Annotated in this window: 15 protein-coding genes; 11 read left to right on the forward strand and 4 right to left on the reverse strand. The window is 72.4% G+C overall.

The features are described 5' to 3' along the window. Window positions 1-116 precede the first annotated feature (116 nt). A complete protein-coding gene (locus TR46_RS01385) occupies window positions 117-1,709 on the reverse strand; it encodes an MFS transporter (protein ID WP_052432479.1) in 1,593 nt (530 codons plus the stop codon). A gap of 49 nt (window positions 1,710-1,758) precedes the next feature. Then, on the reverse strand, window positions 1,759-3,150 hold the full coding sequence (locus TR46_RS01390) for a hypothetical protein (RefSeq protein WP_052432480.1): 1,392 nt from the start codon (window positions 3,148-3,150) through the stop codon (window positions 1,759-1,761). 169 nt (window positions 3,151-3,319) lie between these two features. On the opposite strand from TR46_RS01390, the gene TR46_RS01395 reads away from it, so the two are divergent. Further along, on the forward strand, window positions 3,320-4,183 hold the full coding sequence (locus TR46_RS01395) for a PaaX family transcriptional regulator (RefSeq protein WP_269084235.1): 864 nt from the start codon (window positions 3,320-3,322) through the stop codon (window positions 4,181-4,183). 94 nt (window positions 4,184-4,277) lie between these two features. On the opposite strand, the gene TR46_RS01400 is transcribed toward TR46_RS01395, so the two are convergent. Next, complete coding sequence (locus TR46_RS01400) at window positions 4,278-4,697, reverse strand: MarR family winged helix-turn-helix transcriptional regulator (RefSeq protein ID WP_042392265.1); 420 nt, start codon at window positions 4,695-4,697, stop codon at window positions 4,278-4,280. Window positions 4,698-4,866: 169 nt separating this feature from the next. Here TR46_RS01400 and TR46_RS01405 point away from each other — a divergent pair, with 169 nt between their 5' ends. Genes TR46_RS01405 through TR46_RS01420 form a run of 4 tightly spaced genes read left to right on the forward strand, consistent with a single transcriptional unit; the run spans window position 4,867 to window position 8,700 of the window. Further along, a complete protein-coding gene (locus TR46_RS01405) occupies window positions 4,867-5,790 on the forward strand; it encodes an SDR family NAD(P)-dependent oxidoreductase (RefSeq protein ID WP_042392107.1) in 924 nt (307 codons plus the stop codon). A 19-nt stretch (window positions 5,791-5,809) separates the two neighbouring features. After that, window positions 5,810-6,679, forward strand: a complete 870-nt coding sequence (locus TR46_RS01410) for an amidohydrolase family protein (protein ID WP_042392267.1) — start codon at window positions 5,810-5,812, stop codon at window positions 6,677-6,679. Between the two features lie 43 nt (window positions 6,680-6,722). Continuing rightward, complete coding sequence (locus TR46_RS01415) at window positions 6,723-8,198, forward strand: acyl-CoA synthetase (RefSeq protein ID WP_042392109.1); 1,476 nt, start codon at window positions 6,723-6,725, stop codon at window positions 8,196-8,198. A 34-nt stretch (window positions 8,199-8,232) separates the two neighbouring features. Continuing rightward, window positions 8,233-8,700: a MaoC family dehydratase gene (locus TR46_RS01420; RefSeq protein WP_042392113.1), complete on the forward strand. Its 468-nt coding sequence runs from the start codon at window positions 8,233-8,235 to the stop codon at window positions 8,698-8,700. A gap of 7 nt (window positions 8,701-8,707) precedes the next feature. Here TR46_RS01420 and TR46_RS01425 read toward each other — a convergent pair whose 3' ends face one another. Next, window positions 8,708-10,330 carry an IclR family transcriptional regulator domain-containing protein gene (locus tag TR46_RS01425; RefSeq protein ID WP_042392115.1) on the reverse strand — a complete coding sequence of 541 codons (1,623 nt, stop codon included), beginning with the start codon at window positions 10,328-10,330 and terminating at the stop codon, window positions 8,708-8,710. 161 nt (window positions 10,331-10,491) lie between these two features. On the opposite strand from TR46_RS01425, the gene TR46_RS01430 reads away from it, so the two are divergent. Genes TR46_RS01430 through pcaDC form a run of 6 tightly spaced genes read left to right on the forward strand, consistent with a single transcriptional unit; the run spans window position 10,492 to window position 15,882 of the window. Further along, complete coding sequence (locus tag TR46_RS01430) at window positions 10,492-11,283, forward strand: CoA transferase subunit A (RefSeq protein ID WP_042392116.1); 792 nt, start codon at window positions 10,492-10,494, stop codon at window positions 11,281-11,283. Continuing rightward, the gene (locus TR46_RS01435) at window positions 11,280-11,924 is read left to right on the forward strand and encodes a CoA transferase subunit B (RefSeq protein ID WP_042392119.1); all 645 of its coding nucleotides are present in this window, start codon (window positions 11,280-11,282) and stop codon (window positions 11,922-11,924) included. Before TR46_RS01430 ends, TR46_RS01435 begins: the two co-directional genes overlap by 4 nt. After that, window positions 11,921-12,685 carry a protocatechuate 3,4-dioxygenase subunit beta gene (gene pcaH / locus TR46_RS01440; protein ID WP_042392120.1) on the forward strand — a complete coding sequence of 255 codons (765 nt, stop codon included), beginning with the start codon at window positions 11,921-11,923 and terminating at the stop codon, window positions 12,683-12,685. Before TR46_RS01435 ends, pcaH begins: the two co-directional genes overlap by 4 nt. Beyond that, window positions 12,685-13,302, forward strand: a complete 618-nt coding sequence (locus TR46_RS01445) for a peptidase associated/transthyretin-like domain-containing protein (RefSeq protein ID WP_042392122.1) — start codon at window positions 12,685-12,687, stop codon at window positions 13,300-13,302. Before pcaH ends, TR46_RS01445 begins: the two co-directional genes overlap by 1 nt. A gap of 31 nt (window positions 13,303-13,333) precedes the next feature. Further along, the gene (gene pcaB / locus TR46_RS01450) at window positions 13,334-14,749 is read left to right on the forward strand and encodes a 3-carboxy-cis,cis-muconate cycloisomerase (RefSeq protein ID WP_042392270.1); all 1,416 of its coding nucleotides are present in this window, start codon (window positions 13,334-13,336) and stop codon (window positions 14,747-14,749) included. After that, window positions 14,746-15,882 (forward strand): bifunctional 3-oxoadipate enol-lactonase/4-carboxymuconolactone decarboxylase PcaDC, encoded by a 1,137-nt coding sequence (gene pcaDC, locus TR46_RS01455; protein WP_042392123.1) that lies wholly within the window; start codon window positions 14,746-14,748, stop codon window positions 15,880-15,882. Before pcaB ends, pcaDC begins: the two co-directional genes overlap by 4 nt. The last annotated feature ends 2 nt before the right edge of the window (window positions 15,883-15,884 follow it).

Below are 15,884 nucleotides of genomic sequence, written 5' to 3' on the forward strand. Positions count from 1 at the left end.
CCGGCCCCCCCCCGGGGGGGGTGCGGGGCCGGGCCGCCCCCGCCACGACACAGGGCCGCGTCCAAGGCGGCAGCCACCCTGCAGGTGGACCGCCCCGTCTCGACCTCCGCTCCGTCCTACGCCTCGACCGCGTCCGGGGTCCTCGCCCCCACTCCGCGCAGCGCGACCAGGGCCAGCAGGCAGGACGCCAGCGCTGCTGCACCGCAGACGGTGAAGCCGAGGGCGTAGCCGTGGCCGAGGGCCTGCATGGCGAGCGGTCCCGCCGCGCCGGGCGGCGAGGCCGCCGGGACGGAGTTGACCGCGAGCGGACCGCCGGCCCCGGCGACCTGGCCGGCGGCGGCCTTCGCCGCGGCCGGCAGCGGTGAGGCGGCCAGCTTGGCGGTGAAGTCGCTCGCCGCCCGACTGAGCGCGATGGCGCCGATGACCGCCGGGCCCAGGGTGAAGCCGAAGTCGCGCAGCAGGCTGGTGGAGGCGCTGGCCATCCCGGCCAGGTGCACCGGGACGGTGTTGACCGCGGTCGCGGTGATCGACGAGACCGTCAGCGCGAAGCCGATCCCGACCAGGCCGAGCGGCAGCACCAGCGAGCCGAGCCCCCGGTCGTCGACGGACAGGTCGGCGGCCAGGAAGTCGCCGCAGGCGATCAGGGCCAGGCCGATGCTGAGCAGCCAGCGGCCGTTCACCCGCTCCAGCAGTCGGGAGGTGAGCGGGGTCATCGCCAGGGTGATGCCGTTGAGCAGGATGAAGGCGACCGAGGAGCGCAGCGGGCTCTGGTGCTGGATCGGGCCGAGCCGGATGCTGGTCGCATAGGCGGTGCCGAGGAAGGAGAACATGCCGACCACGGCCACCACCGAGGCCACCGCGAAGGACCGGTTGCGGAACAGGTCCAGTCGCAGCAGCGGCGAGGCGGCCCGGCCCTCGGCGATCAGGAACAGCACGATGAAGACGGCCGCGACGATGAAGGCGGTGACCACGGCTGCGCTGCCCCAGCCGTCCGTAGGCCCCTGGATCACCGCGTAGAGCAGCGCGAACAGGCCCACACCGATGGTCAGTTGCCCGCCGATGTCCAGCGACCGGCCCTCGGGGGCGCTGGAGTCACGGGCGAAGAGCAGGCTGACGGCGGTGCTGACGGCGGCGATGACCGCCACCACGATGAAGGCCCAGCGCCAGGAGCCGTAGTTGCCGGTGATCCCGCCCAGCACCGGTGCGATGAACCCGCCGGTGGACAGCGAGGCCGCCCAGACGCTGATGCTGCGGGCCCGGTCCCGGTGGGTGCGAGTGCCCGCGGCGATCATCGCCAGCGAGGTGGGGAACAGCGCGGCGGCGCCGAGACCGGCCAGCACCTGGCCCACCCACAGCAGGTGGATGCCCTGGGCGCAGGCCGCTACGGTCTCCCCGGCCACGATCAGTGCCGCCCCGCCGACCAGCAGCCGCTTGCGGCCGAACAGGTCGCCGAGGACGCCGAAGGTCAGCTCCAGCACGGTGACCGGCAGCAGGAAGGCGTCCGATATCCAGGTCAGTTGGGACCCGATCGGGTGCAGGTCCTCCTGGAACAGCCCGTTCAGGGTGGCCGGGATGGCCAGCGCGATCTGCGCCAGGCAGACGGCCAGGCAGCCGGCGAGCAGGGTGCCGACCGCGAGGGAGGGGATTGATGATCCGTCAGTTGTCCGGCCCGGGTCCGCGGATCTGGAAGGTACGGCTGAGCTTGTCACGGTTGCTCTCCTGACATGTCTCTGGAGGTGAAGCAGTGTCAGTTCTGCTTCAGTCCTGCTGTTGTGCGCCGACCAGGCGTCCGGGCCGGTAGGCGATGAAGGCCGCACCGTCCAGGCCCAGTTGCTCGGCCGCGGACTGGAGGGCGGTCGCGCTGGTCCGCCCGTCCCAGTGGCCGGTGCTGACGCGGTGGTCCAGCGCGTGGACCGAGGCGACGATCTCGGCGGTGGTGAAGTTGCAGTGGCTCTGCCGGTCGACATAGGCCTGCCGCAGCAGCCCGCTGTCGCCCGCGGCCCGCACCCGCTGGGCGAAGGCCGCCTCCTGCTGCACCGGGACCAGTTGGTCGGAGACGGTGTGCACATCCAGCAGCGGGACGGCGAGGCCCTGGCCCGCGGTGGAGGTCTGCTCCAGGTGCCGGACGGCCTTCGGGTCGGCGTGGATCCGGGCGCCGCGGGTCAGCGCGGCGGTGTCGGAGCGCAGGTCGAGCCCCGCCTGCCGGTAGAGCGAACCCACCTCGGCCGCGTGCTCGGAGTCGCCGAGCAGTCGGGCGTAGTCGGTGCCGGCGGTGCCCGAGGTGTTGCCGCCGGCGGACTGCTCGATGGACCAGCGGCCGTTCTCGATGAAGGGGAGCAGGCCCTGGGCGAACCAGACGTACTGCTGGGCCTCCTGCGCCGACGCGTCGCCGGCGGCCGGGGGAGTGAGCCCCGGTGCCCAGTCGGAGAGGTTGAGGTAGGCGGCGGCGAGGGCGATCCTGGCCCGGCCCTGCGGGGTGGCCTGGGCCGCGGTGACGGCGGCGGTGAGCTGGGCGGCGGTGGCGGCGGCCTCGTCGGCGCTGCTGAAGCCGGTCAGCTTGACCTGCTGCCCCGGCAGCAGCAGGGCGGCGATGGTGTACTCGGCGTTCAGTTGGTAGTCGTCCAGGTCGACGCCGCCCGCGACCAGTCCGCAGAAGCCCACGGCGCCGTCGACCCGCCCGGCGCCGTCGCGGGCGATCTGGGCGTTGACCAGGCCGCCCATGGACTGGCCGACGGACAGGGTCCGCTGCGGACGGGCCACGGTGCGGTCGAAGGCGTCGAGAGTGGCGAACTGGTCGCGCTCGGCGCTGTCCAGCGCCCACCAGGAGCCTGACGGGTCGTAGGAGGAGCCGGCCAGAGCGTAGCCCTCGGCGAGCAGCACCTGCTGCGAGGCGGCCGACGGGGCGTCGGCGGCGACGGTGGGTCCGTAGCCGTGGCTGAACAGCAGCAGGGTGCCGTTCCAGTGCGCGGGGATGTCGGCGATCCAGGTGGCGCCGTCGCCGAGGGTGCCGGTGCGGTGGCCGGCGGCGGGGGTGGCCGCGGTGCTGTCGGCTGCGGCGGTGCCGGTGAGGGCGGTGCCGGTGAGGGCGGTGCCGAGCAGGGCCGCTGCGGCGGCGAGGGTGCAGGCGCGGCGAAGCAGGCGATGAGGCATGGCGGGAGCGCTCCGATCGGGGTGGGAGACCGTGCGGGATCGCGGGGGCCGAGAGGTGCCGTTGCGTGCCGTGAATGTAGGGCTGTTTTTTGACGACAGTCAATGGGGTGCCCAAGATTCCTGTGGTGGCACCGGCCCGATCCGGGCCCGGGTGGCCTACGCTGACCCCGTGACCAGCGCAGCCAAGGGAAACGCCGAGAGTGAAGCGCGCGACGGAGCCGATCCGGGCGCAGCGCCGCGCCCGCAGTCACTGCTGCTGAGCTTCTTCGGCATCCATGTGCTCGGACGCAGCATCGCGGTCTCGTCGGCCAGCATCATCGACATCCTGGGGCGGGCGGGTGTGGGTGAGGACGCGGTCCGTTCCACCCTCACCCGGATGGTCGGCCGGGACCTGCTGGACCGTCAGCGGGTCGGCCGCAAGGCCTACTTCGGGCTCACGGAGCGGTCCAACGCGGTGCTGATGGACGGTCAGCAGCGGGTCTGGCAGGCCGGTGTGGTCAACCAGGACTGGGACGGCTCCTGGACCGTGGTCGGCTTCTCGCTCCCCGACGCCTGGCGCAGCGAGCGGCACGACCTGCGCTCACGGCTGCTGTGGGGCGGGCTGGGCCCGCTGCAGAGCGGGATGTGGGCGGCGCCCGGCCGGGTGGACGTGGCCGCGTTGGTCGACGGGCTCGGACTGGAGTCCCACCTGAAGGTCTTCCAGGGCTGCACGGTGGCGCCGACGGAGGCCGGGACCATGATCGCCACGGCCTTCGACATCCCGGCGATCGCCAGACGCCACGAGGCCTTCCTGGCCCGCTGGGGCGGGGGCGCCGCGGTCGGCGGGGGCGACCCGTTGGCGGGCCAGCTACTGCTCCACACCGACTGGTTGGACCTGGTGCGACGTGACCCCCACCTCCCGGTGGAGTACCTCCCGGAGGACTGGCCGGGGGTCCGCGCGGAGCGCGTGTTCCGCCGCCTGGCGCTGCGGTACGAGGAGCCGGCCCGGCTCCGGGCCGTGGAAATCCTCGATGCTGTCGAGTGCGGGCCGTAGTCGGCTTGTCGCGCACCGTGGTTCAGTTGCAGCCCCACAGGGGCGCGGGGAACTGCGCGACAAGCCAGGCACACGCCGGGGCCGAAAGCCGGCCTCAGCCAGGTTCGGCCACCCTCCGCAGGAGCTCGTGCAACGCTTCCCGCTCCGCCGGGTCCAGCGGGCCCAGCAGCTCATCCGTCACCCGGCGGCTCCCCTTGTCGGTGTCGCGGAGCACATCCCGTCCGCCCTCGGTCAGAACGACCACGCGGCTGCGCCGGTCCCCCGGGGCGGGCCGGCGTTCGGCCAGCCCTAGCCGCTGCAGGTCGTCGACCAGGCTGACGATCGCGCTGGGGTCGTACCCCAGCCTCTCGCTGAGCTCGCGCTGGAGCGCCCCCTCGACCGAGGCCAGGTAGCGCAGCAGCGCGTAGTGCCGCAGCCGCAACCCGGACTCCTCCAGGGTCGCGTTGAACAGCCGGCCCGAGCGCAGGCCGAGCCGGTACAGCAGGTAGCCGGTGTCGGTGTGCAGGGTGCGCATCCAGGGCGTGTCGGGTTCGGTGCTGGCGATCTCGGGCTCCCCGGTCGATGGTGGTGACTCCTTCAATGTCAGCATCTCGCAGATTCAGGTTCTCGACAACTATTGACGACAACAATGATTGGTCATAACTTCGATCTCGCCCAGCCTCCCCACGAAGGGACACACCGCCGTGTCGCACAACCCCACCGATCTGACCGGCAAGGTCGCCGTGGTCACCGGCAGCGGGCGGGGCCTCGGCCTCGCCTACGCCGCCGCTCTGGCCAGGGCCGGAGCGGCCGTGGTCATCAACGACGTGGACCCGGAAACGGCCGAACAGGCCGTGAAGAGCATCACCGAGCGGGGCGGGCGGGCCGTCGCCGAGACCGTGGCGGTCGGCACCGCCGAGGCCGCCGACCGGCTGGTCGCCCGTGCCGTGGGCAGCTTCGGACGGCTGGACGTGATGGTCACCAACGCGGGCATCCTGCGCGACCGGGTGCTGTGGAAGATGACCGACGAGGACTTCGACGCCGTGATCGGCGTCCATCTGCGCGGCACCTTCACCTGCGCCCGGGCCGCCGCCGTGCGGATGCGCGAGCAGGGCGAGGGCGGCCGACTGATCCTGGTCGGCTCCCCGGCCGGCCAGCGCGGCAACTTCGGCCAGACCAACTACGCCGCCGCCAAGGCCGGCATCGCCGCGATGGTGCGCACCTGGTCCATGGAGCTGAGCCGCTCGGCCATCACCGTCAACGCCATCGTCCCGGTCGCCGCCACGGCCATGACCGAGACCATCCCGGCCTTCGCCCCCTACGTCGAGGCGATGCGCGGCGGCGCACCGCTGCCGGACTTCCTCCGCAAGGGCGAGGGCTTCGGCACCCCCGAGGACTGCGCCGCCCTGGTCCCGTTCCTGGCCTCCGCCGCGGCGGCCGACGTCACCGGGCAGTGCATCGGCATCGGCGGCGACCGGCTAGCGCTGTGGTCGCATCCGCAGGAGGCGTCCGTGGCCTTCGCCGACGGCGGCTGGACGCCCGAGACCATCGCCGCCGCCTGGCACAGCTCGGTCGGCAGCGCCCCGCAGACCGTCGGGATCCCCGCCCCCAAGCTGCCGGAGGTCTGAGATGCCCGACCCCGCAGCCATGGACGTCGACTCGCTGACCGCCATCGATGTCCACACCCACGCCGAGGTCTCGTCCAAGGGCACATCGTCGCTCAGCGAGGACCTGCACAGCGCCTCCAGCGCCTACTTCGGCGTCGAGGGCGACCGCAAGCCCACGCTGGAGCAGCTGGCCGCGTACTACCGCGAGCGCCGGATGGCCGCCGTGGTCTTCACCGTCGACGCCGAGCACGCCACCGGCACCGAGCCGGTGCCCAACGAGGAGGTCGCCGAGGCCGCCGCGGCCAACCCCGATGTGCTGATCCCGTTCGCCAGCATCGACCCGTTCCGAGGACGCGCCGGAGTACGGGCGGCCCGTCGGCTGGTCGAGGAGCACGGGGTACGCGGCTTCAAGTTCCACCCCAGCATCCAGGGCTTCTTCCCCAACGACCGGATGGCCTACGGACTGTACGAGGTCATCGAGGAGACCGGCGCGGTCGCCCTGTTCCACACCGGGCAGACCGGCATCGGCGCCGGCGTGCCCGGCGGCGGTGGCATCCGGCTGAAGTACTCCAACCCGATGCACGTGGACGACGTCGCAGCCGACTTCCCGCAGCTGAAGATCATCCTGGCGCACCCCTCCTTCCCCTGGCAGGACGAGGCCCTGGCGGTGGCCACCCACAAGCCCGGCGTCCACATCGACCTGTCCGGCTGGTCGCCCAAGTACTTTCCGCCGCAGTTGGTGCACTACGCCAACTCGCTGCTCCAGGACAAGGTCCTGTTCGGCTCGGACTACCCGGTGCTGACCCCGGACCGCTGGCTCGCCGACTTCGAGAAGCTGCCGATCAAGGACTCGGTGCGGCCGAAGATCCTCAAGCAGAACGCCGCACGGCTGCTGGGGCTGGGCGGTTAGGACAGCCGGCGGCTGACGCAGCCGAGAAGGGACAAAGGACGCCATGCGCAACGAAGGGCTGGGATCCTGGCCCACCCGCCGGGCCCGGAAGACCCCGCAGCACACCGCCCTGATCCACGGGGCCGACCGCACCAGCTACGCCGAGCTGCACCGGCGCACCACCCGCCTGGCCCACGCCCTGCGCGCGGCCGGAATCGAGCGGGGCGACCGGATCGCCTACCTCGGCCCCAACCACCCCTCCTACCTGGAGACCCTGTTCGCCGCCGGACTGCTGGGCGCGGTCTTCGTCCCGCTGAACACCCGGCTGGCCGAAGCCGAACTCGCCTACCAGCTTCAGGACTCGGGCGCGAAGGCGCTGCTCCGCAGCCCGAGGGCGGTCAACCCGGGCAGTACTCGGGTCCGGATCGAACTCGGTCCCGAATACGAACAACTGATCGCTGACAGCCCGTCGGACGACCCGATCGACGAATCCGTCGGCCTGGACGACCTCTGCATCATCATGTACACCTCGGGGACCACCGGCCGCCCCAAGGGCGCCATGCTCACCCACGGCAACCTCACCTGGAACGCCGTCAACGTCCTGATCGACCACGACCTGCTCGCCGACGAGGTGGCGCTGGTCTCCGCGCCGCTGTTCCACACCGCCGGGCTCAATATGCTCACTCTCCCGGTGCTGCTCAAGGGCGGCTGCTGCGTCCTGGTCGAGTCCTTCGATCCCGCGCAGACCCTGGAGCTGGTGCCGCGCCACCGGATCAGCTTCATGTTCGGGGTGCCGACCATGTTCGAGCAGGTGGCCCGGCACCCGGACTGGGTCGGCGCCGACCTCTCCTCGCTGCGGCTGCTCACCTGCGGCGGCTCCCCGGTCCCGACCCCGTTGATCGCCGCCTACCAGGAACGCGGCCTGACCTTCTGTCAGGGCTACGGGATGACCGAGGCCTCGCCCGGGGTGCTCTTCCTGGACGCCGAGCACGCCCTCGCCAAGGCGGGGACGGCCGGGGTGCAGCACTTCTTCAGCGACGTCCGGGTGGCCGGGCCCGACCTCAAACCGGTGGGCCCCGGCGAGACCGGCGAGGTGCTGGTGCGCGGCCCGCATGTGATGGCCGGCTACTGGGGCCTGCCGGACGAGAGCCGGACGGCCTTCGCGGACGGTTGGTTCCGCAGCGGGGACGCCGCCCGAGTGGACGAGGACGGCTATGTGACCATCGTCGACCGTATCAAGGACATGATCATCTCGGGCGGGGAGAACATCTACCCCGCCGAGGTCGAGGACGCCCTGCTGGCCCACCCCGGCATCGCCGAATGCGCCGTCGTCGGCGTCCCCGACGCCACCTGGGGCGAGGTCGGCCGGGCCGTCGTGGTCGCCCGTCCGGGCGTCGAACTCGACCCCGCCGAGGTGCTGGCGTCACTTGCCGGACGGCTGGCCCGCTACAAGATCCCCAAAACCCTGGACGTGGTGGAGTCCCTGCCCCGCACCGCCTCCGGGAAGCTGCTCAAGTCCGTTCTGCGCGACAACCTCTGACTGAAGTTCAAGAACAAGGAAAGCGAGTCACCCGATGACCGACAGCACCACCATCACCGTCGACGGCTTGGACGAGCTCAGGAAGCTCTCCGGGAGCGACCTCGGCACCAGCTCCTGGATCGAGATCACCCAGGAACGCGTCAACACCTTCGCCGACGCCACCGGCGACCACCAGTGGATCCATGTGGACGCGGAGAAGGCCGCAGCCGGCCCCTTCGGCGCCCCGATCGCCCACGGCTACCTGACCCTCTCCCTCTTCGTCCCGCTGTTCACCGAACTGCTGGACGTCCGGGGAGTGACCACCAAGGTCAACTACGGCCTCAACAAGGTCCGCTTCCCCTCGCCGGTCCCGGTCGGCTCGCGGATCAGGCTCACCGCACGGCTGGCCTCGGTCGAGGATGTCGCCGGGGGAGTGCAGATCACCGTGGACGGCACCATCGAGATCGAGGGCGGCGCCAAACCCGCTGCGGTCCTGCAGAGCGTCTCCCGCTTCTACTCCTGACGGTGCCTCACTGTGTCTGGACCGCCGCGAAGCGGCCCGCGAGTCGTAGGTCCGCCTCGATGTGTGCGGCCGTCTCGCGCAGTGCGGGGAGGACGGTCGCCAGGGTGTGCTCCGGGGTGTGCAGGTGCGAGTGCATGGCGGCGTTGACGGCGGCTACGGTACGGCCGTCCTGGTCGCGGACCGGGACGGCCAGGGAGCGCAGGCCCTGCTCCAGTTCATCGCTGACCAGGGCGTAGCCCTGGGCGGCCACCTGGTCCAGCACGGCGGCGAGTTCGCCGGGGTCGGTGACGGTGCGGGGGGTGAGCGGGCGCAGGTCCTCGTCTGCGAGCAACGCGGTCCGCCGCTCGGTCGGCAGTCCGGCCAGCAGTGTCCGTCCCATCCCGGTCGCATAGGCCGGCAGCCGGGTGCCGACGGCGATCCGCACCGCCATGATCCGTTCGCTGGCGGCGCGGGCGACGTAGCGGATGTCGGTGCCGTCGAGCACCGCCATCGAGGCGGAGTCGTGCAGCCTGGCGCAGAGTCGGTGCAGGTGCGGCTGGGCGATCTGGGCCAGCGTCAGCCGGGACAGCGGAGCGAAGCCCAGGTCGAGCACACGCGGAGTGATGCTGAACTCCCGTCCGTCCTGGGCGATGTAGCCGAGGTGGACCAGGGTGATCAGGGCCCGGCGGGCGGTGGCCCGGGGCAGCCCGGTGGCCTGTGCGATCGCGCTGAGGGTGAGCGAGGACCGTCCGGCGCCGAAGGCGGTGAGCACGGACAGCCCCCGGGCCAGTGACTCGATGAAGTCGGCACCGGCCTCCTGCTTCGCCTGTGCGGTCCAGGCGGCCGAGGCCCGCTCGATCTGCGGGGCCGGGGGAGTGCTGTCCCGCAGAGCCTGCTCCATCTCGCGGGTCGCCGCCAGCAGTTGGTCGAGCAGGGTCGCCCGCAGGTCATCGGCGCTGTGCCGGTTGGTGTGGCTCACCACGCTGACTGCTGCACAGACCTGCCGCCCCGTCAGATCTCGTACCGGGGTCGCCAGTGCGACCAGCCCCGGCTCGATGAGCTGGTCGTCGACGGACCAGCCGTCGCGCGCGGCCTGCTCCGTCCGCTGCTCGAACGAGGGGCCTGCGGGGGGCGGCAGTTGCGGCAGGGTGGACCAGTCGTGCGGCTCGGGGACGGCCGGCCCCCGGTCGGCGGCGAAGAGCGGGCCCGGGGCGGTGCGCTCGGCCGGGAGCAGGTCGCCGATCCGAAAGCTCAGAGACAGCGAGCGGCGCCGGGTGGCCTGGTGCACGAAGCGGATCCCGTCGCGGTCGGGCACGGCGATGGACACCGACTCGTCCAGCGCGTCGGCCAGCCGGTCAGCGTGCGGGCCGAGCAGGTCCGGCAGGCGTACCGCGAGCAGATAGGCGTTGCCGAGCTCCATCAGCGGCGGGGCGAGGACGACCTCGCGCCCCTCGGTGCGCAGATAGCCGATCCGGGCCAGGGTCGACACGATCCGATCGACGGTGGATCGGGCCAGGCCGGTGGCTCGGGAGAGGTCTCCCGGACTGAGACGTCCCGCCGGGGCGTCCGTGAGCTCGCGCAGCACGGCCAGGCCGCGGATCAGCGGACCGACGGCTTCGGACGGCGGAGGCAGTGGAGGCAGCGGAGTCATGGGCTCCTCGGGTGTTGACAGGGTCGCCGGGTCTGCGCAGACTGCGGGTACGGCATCTGTGAACAATAGTTCATCAGGCGAACGCCGGGTGTCAATGAAGACCACGGTGCTGATTCACAACAGCGCTGATTCACGACAGTGCCGAAGCGGTGAGGACGAGGATGGACAAGGTCCAGCAGAGCGCCGACGACGCGGTGCGCGACATCCACGAGGGCGCGTCCCTCGCGGTCGGGGGCTTCGGCCTCGGCGGGGTCCCGCAGGTGCTGATCGCGGCGCTGCGCCGACGCGGGGTGGGCGGCCTCCGGGTGGTGTCCAACAACTGCGGAGTGGACGGGGGCGGTCTCGGCACCCTGCTGGACGACGCCCGGATCGCCCGCGCCACCTGCTCCTACATCGGTGCCAACAAGGAGTTCGCCCGGCAGTACCTGGGCGGTGAGATCGAGGTCGAGCTGGTGCCGCAGGGCACCCTGGCCGAGCGGCTGCGGGCCGGCGGCTGCGGCATCCCCGCCTTCTACACCCCGGCCGGCGTCGGCACCCAGGTCGCCGAGGGCGGGATGCCCTGGCGCTACGGCCCCGACGGAGGCGTGGCGCTGGCCTCACCGCCCAAGGAGGTGCGCCGGCTGGGCGAGGACGACCGTGAGTACGTGCTGGAGCACGGCATCACCACCGACTTCGCGCTGATCCGCGCGGCCAAGGGCGACCGGCACGGCAACCTGGTCTTCAACCGCTCGGCCCGCAACTTCAACCCGCTGGCCGCGATGGCCGGACGGATCGCCATCGCGGAGGTCGAGGAGCTGGTCGAACCGGGCGAGCTGGACCCGGACGCGGTCCACCTGCCCGGCGTGTTCGTCCAGCGGGTGCTGGTGCTGAGCCCGGAGCAGGCCGCGGACAAGGGTGTGGAGAACCGCACCATCAGGACGGTCAGCGCGGAGGCGGGGGTGTCGGCACGATGAGCTGGACCAGGAACGAGATGGCGGCCCGGGCCGCCGCCGAGCTGACCGACGGCAGCTACGTCAACCTCGGCATCGGGCTGCCCACCCTCATCCCCGGATACCTGCCGCCCGGCGTGGACGTGGTGCTGCAGTCGGAGAACGGCATCCTCGGCACCGGCCCCTACCCCCACGACCACGAGGTGGACCCCGACCTCATCAACGCCGGCAAGGAGACAGTCACCGTCCTGCCCGGGGCGTCCTTCTTCGACTCGGCGCTGTCCTTCGGCATGATCCGCGGCGGCCACATAGATACCGCCGTCCTCGGCGCCATGCAGGTCTCGGCGCGTGGCGACCTGGCCAACTGGGCCGTGCCCGGACGTATGGTCAAAGGCATGGGCGGGGCGATGGACCTGGTCCACGGCACCCGCAGGGTGATCGTGCTGACCGAGCACACCGCCAAGGACGGCAGCCCCAAGCTGGTCGCCGACTGCACCCTGCCGCTGACCGGACGCGCCTGTGTGCACCGGGTGATCACCGACCTGGGCGTGCTGGACATCGGCCTCGACGGGTTCGTCCTGGTCGAGACCGCCCCGGGGACCACCGCAGAGGAGATCTGCGCCCGCACCGGCGCACCCGTGACCGTTCCGGAGGGAGTCCGATGAGCAGCAGCGCCGCACCCACCCAGCACGACATCGACCGCGAGATCGCCGCCGCCCGGAAGGCCTACGAGGCCGCCGGGGTGCTGCTGGACCACCCCGCACGCGACTACCCGCCCTATCGCAGCACGGTGCTGCGCCACCCGAAGCAGCCCCTGGTCAGCCTGGACGACCCGGAGGCCGCCGAGCTGCGGGGTCCGGTCTTCGGCGCCACCGACGTCACCGAGCTGGACTGCGACCTGACCCGGCAGCACCGGGGCGAGCCGCTGGGCGAGCGGATCACCGTCAGCGGCCGGGTGCTGGACCGGGCCGGACGCCCCGTCAGCGGTCAGCTGGTGGAGGTCTGGCAGGCCAACGCCGCAGGCCGCTACGCCCACCAGCGCGAGCAGCACCCGGCCCCGTTGGACCCCAACTTCACCGGCTCCGGACGCTGCCTCACCGGCGCCGACGGCAGCTACTCCTTCACCACCGTCAAGCCGGGCCCGTATCCCTGGGGCAATCACCAGAACGCCTGGCGCCCCGCGCACATCCACTTCTCACTGTTCGGCACCGCCTTCACCCAGCGGCTGATCACCCAGATGTACTTCCCGGGCGACCCGCTGTTCCGCTACGACCCCATCCTGCACTCGGTCAGCGACGAGGCTGCCCGGGACCGGCTGGTCGCCGTGTACGACCACGATCTGACGCAGCCCGAATGGTCGCTCGGCTACCGCTGGGACATCGTCCTCGACGGCCCGGCCGCCACCCTGACGGAGGACGAGCACTGATGACCCGGCACCTCCCCACTCCCACCCCCACCCCAGCGCTCGATCCGACTCCGGGACTTCCGCCGACCCCGTCGCAGACCATCGGCCCCTTCTTCGGCTTCGCCCTGCCCCACCCGGCCGGCGGCGACGTAGCCCCGCCGAACCACCCCGACGCCTTCACCCTGTACGGCACGGTGCTGGACGGCGCCGGGCGGCCGGTGCCCGACGCGGTCGTCGAGACCTGGCAGGCCGCTCCGGACGGCAGTCTCGACGGCGCGCCCGGGTCGCTGCCCCGCAACGAGGTCGACGGCGGGCACCGGGGCCGCAACGGCATCGACTTCACCGGTTTCGGCCGCTCCTCAACCGACGCCGCCGGCCACTGGTCGGTCCGCACCCTGCCGCCGCCGGCTGACCGCCCGTACCTTGCGGTCTGCGTCTTCGCCCGGGGTCTGACGCATCATCTGTTCACCCGCGCCTACCTGGTCGACCCCGGGCCGGGGGACGCGCTGCTGGACGGGCTGGACACGGCGCGCCGTGAGACGCTGATCACCCGCCCGGGAGTGGACGGAACGCACCGGTTCGACATCCACCTGCAGGGGGAGAAGGAGACGGTCTTCCTTGACTTCGCCCAGCGGTGACGACAGCGGTGACAACGCGAGCGGTGACGACATGGGCCTGCTCGCACCGGTGAGTGCGGGCAGTGACGCCGAGGCCGCGACCGGCGATCGTGCCTTCCTGCAGGCCATGCTGGACGCCGAGGCGGCGCTGACCCGGGCGCAGGCCACCGTCGGCCTCGCTCCGGTCTCCGCCGCGCGGGCCGTTACCGCGGCCGCCCAGGCTGAGCAATTCGACCCGCGCTCGCTCGCGCTGCGCGCCCGCTCCGGCGGCAACCCGGTGATCCCGCTGGTCGCCGACCTCGCCGCGGCCGTGCCCGAGGCGGCAGCGCCGTATGTGCACCGGGGCGCCACCAGCCAGGACATCATGGACACCGCGATGATGCTGGTCGCCTCGCGCACCCTCACCCCGCTGCTGGACGACCTGGTCCACGCCGCCGACAGCCTGGCCGACCTCGCCGCCGAACACCGCGCAACACCCATGCCGGGACGCACCCTCACCCAGCACGCCGTGCCGACCACCTTCGGCCTCAAGGCCGCAGGCTGGCGGTCGCTGGTACTCGACGCACACGCCAGGATCTCCGCCGTCCGGGATTCGCTCCCCGTCCAACTCGGCGGGGCAGCAGGAACATTGGCGGGCTTCCACGCCTACGCCGAGGCGGACGGGGTGCCGCGGTCCGACCCCGGGCAGCATGATCCCGGCATCCGACTGCTGGCCACCTACGCGCATGAACTCGGCCTCGCCGAACCCCGGTTGCCCTGGCATGTGCTGCGCACCCCGGTCGCCGATCTCGGCGCGGCCCTCGCCTTCACCGCCGGTGCGCTGGGCAAGCTCGCCGCCGACGTGCTGGTGCTGGCGCGCACGGAGATCGGCGAGCTGGCCGAGGGCGCCGGCGGCGGCTCGTCGGCCATGCCGCACAAGAGCAACCCGGTCCGGGCCACCATGATCGCGGCAACCGCCCGCCAGGTCCCCGCGCTGGCCGGGATCCTGTTCGGCTCGATGGCCGCCGAGGACGAACGCCCGGCCGGGGCCTGGCACGCCGAGTGGCAGCCGCTGCGTGACGCGCTCCGGCTCACCGGCGGCGCAGCTCGCAACGCGGCGGACCTGACCGCCGGGTTGAAGGTCAACAGCCATCTGATGTGGAGTCATCTGGGCCTCACCGACGGCCTGCTGGTCTCCGAGCGGCTGAACGCCGTACTGGCCCCGCTGCTCGGCCGCGACCGGGCCCGCTCGCTGCTGGTCGGCGCCTCGCGCCGGGCGGCCGAGCTGGGCATTCCCCTGGAGGAGGCCCTGCGCGAGCTGCTGGACGAGTCCGACGAGCCGCTCCCCGACGGGCGGTCGCCGAAGGACCTGCTCCCGCCCGCCCGGCTGAGGGCGCTCACCGATCCCACCGCCTACCTCGGCTCCGCCGTGGCCCTCACCGACCGGGCCCTGCGTCGAACCACTGCTCACAAGGACGACCCGCGATGACCATCCCGCTGCTGCACCACCGCTCGGACGGCGCCCCCGGCGCACCGGCGCTGCTGCTCGGCCCCTCCCTCGGCACCAGCCTCGCCCTCTGGGACGCCCAAGCGGCCGCTCTGGCCCGCGACTTCCAGGTGGTCCGCTGGGACCTGCCGGGCCACGGCGGCTCCGCCGCCGACCTGATCGCAGCCGGTGCCACCGTCGCCGACCTGGGCCGACTGGTCCTCCGCCTGGCGGACGCCCTCGGCCTGGAGCGCTTCGCCTACGCCGGGGTCTCCCTCGGCGGCGCCGTCGGCAGCTGGCTCGCGGTCGAACACCCCGAGCGGATCACCGCCCTCGCCCTGGTCTGCACCTCGGCGGAGTTCGGTGGCGCAGAGCCCTGGCGCGAACGCGCCGCGTTCGTCCGGGCCAAGGGCGACCAGGCCATGGCGGAACTGGCGGGTTCGGCCCCGGTCCGCTGGTTCACCGACGGGTTCGACGCGCCCGATCGCCTGATCCAGGACCAGCGCACCGCCGACCCCGCCGCCTACGCCGCCTGCTGCGACGCCCTCGCCGCCTTCGACCTGCGCGGTTCGCTGGCCAGGATCACGGCTTCCACCCTGGTCGTGGCCGGGCGCCAGGACCGGGCCACCCCGCCGCCGCACGCCCGCGAACTAGCTGACGGCATCCCCGGATCCACCCTGCTGGAACTCCCCGGCGCCGCCCACCTGGCCCCGGCCGAGCAGCCCGCAGCCGTCCTCGACGCGCTCCGCGCCCATCTGCTGAAGGACCGTCATACCGCCGGCACGGCCGTCCGCCGCGCGGTCCTCGGCGACCCGCACGTGGATCGGGCGGTGGCTCGCACCACCCCCTTCACCGCCGACTTCCAGGACTTCATCACCCGCTACGCCTGGGGCGAGATCTGGACCCGGCCCGGTCTGGACCGCCGCACCCGCAGCTGCATCACCCTCACCGCGCTGGTCGCCGGCGGACACCACAACGAACTCGCCATGCACGTCAGGGCCGCGCTGCGGAACGGACTGACCCCGGAGGAGATCAAGGAGGTCCTGCTGCAGTCCGCCGTCTACTGCGGGGTCCCCGCCGCCAACTCCGCCTTCGCCGTCGCCGATGCCGTGCTCCAGGAAGAGGCAGACTCATGACC

This window comes from Streptacidiphilus carbonis (genome assembly GCF_000787775.1).
Taxonomy (GTDB): Bacteria; Actinomycetota; Actinomycetes; order Streptomycetales; family Streptomycetaceae; genus Streptacidiphilus; species Streptacidiphilus carbonis.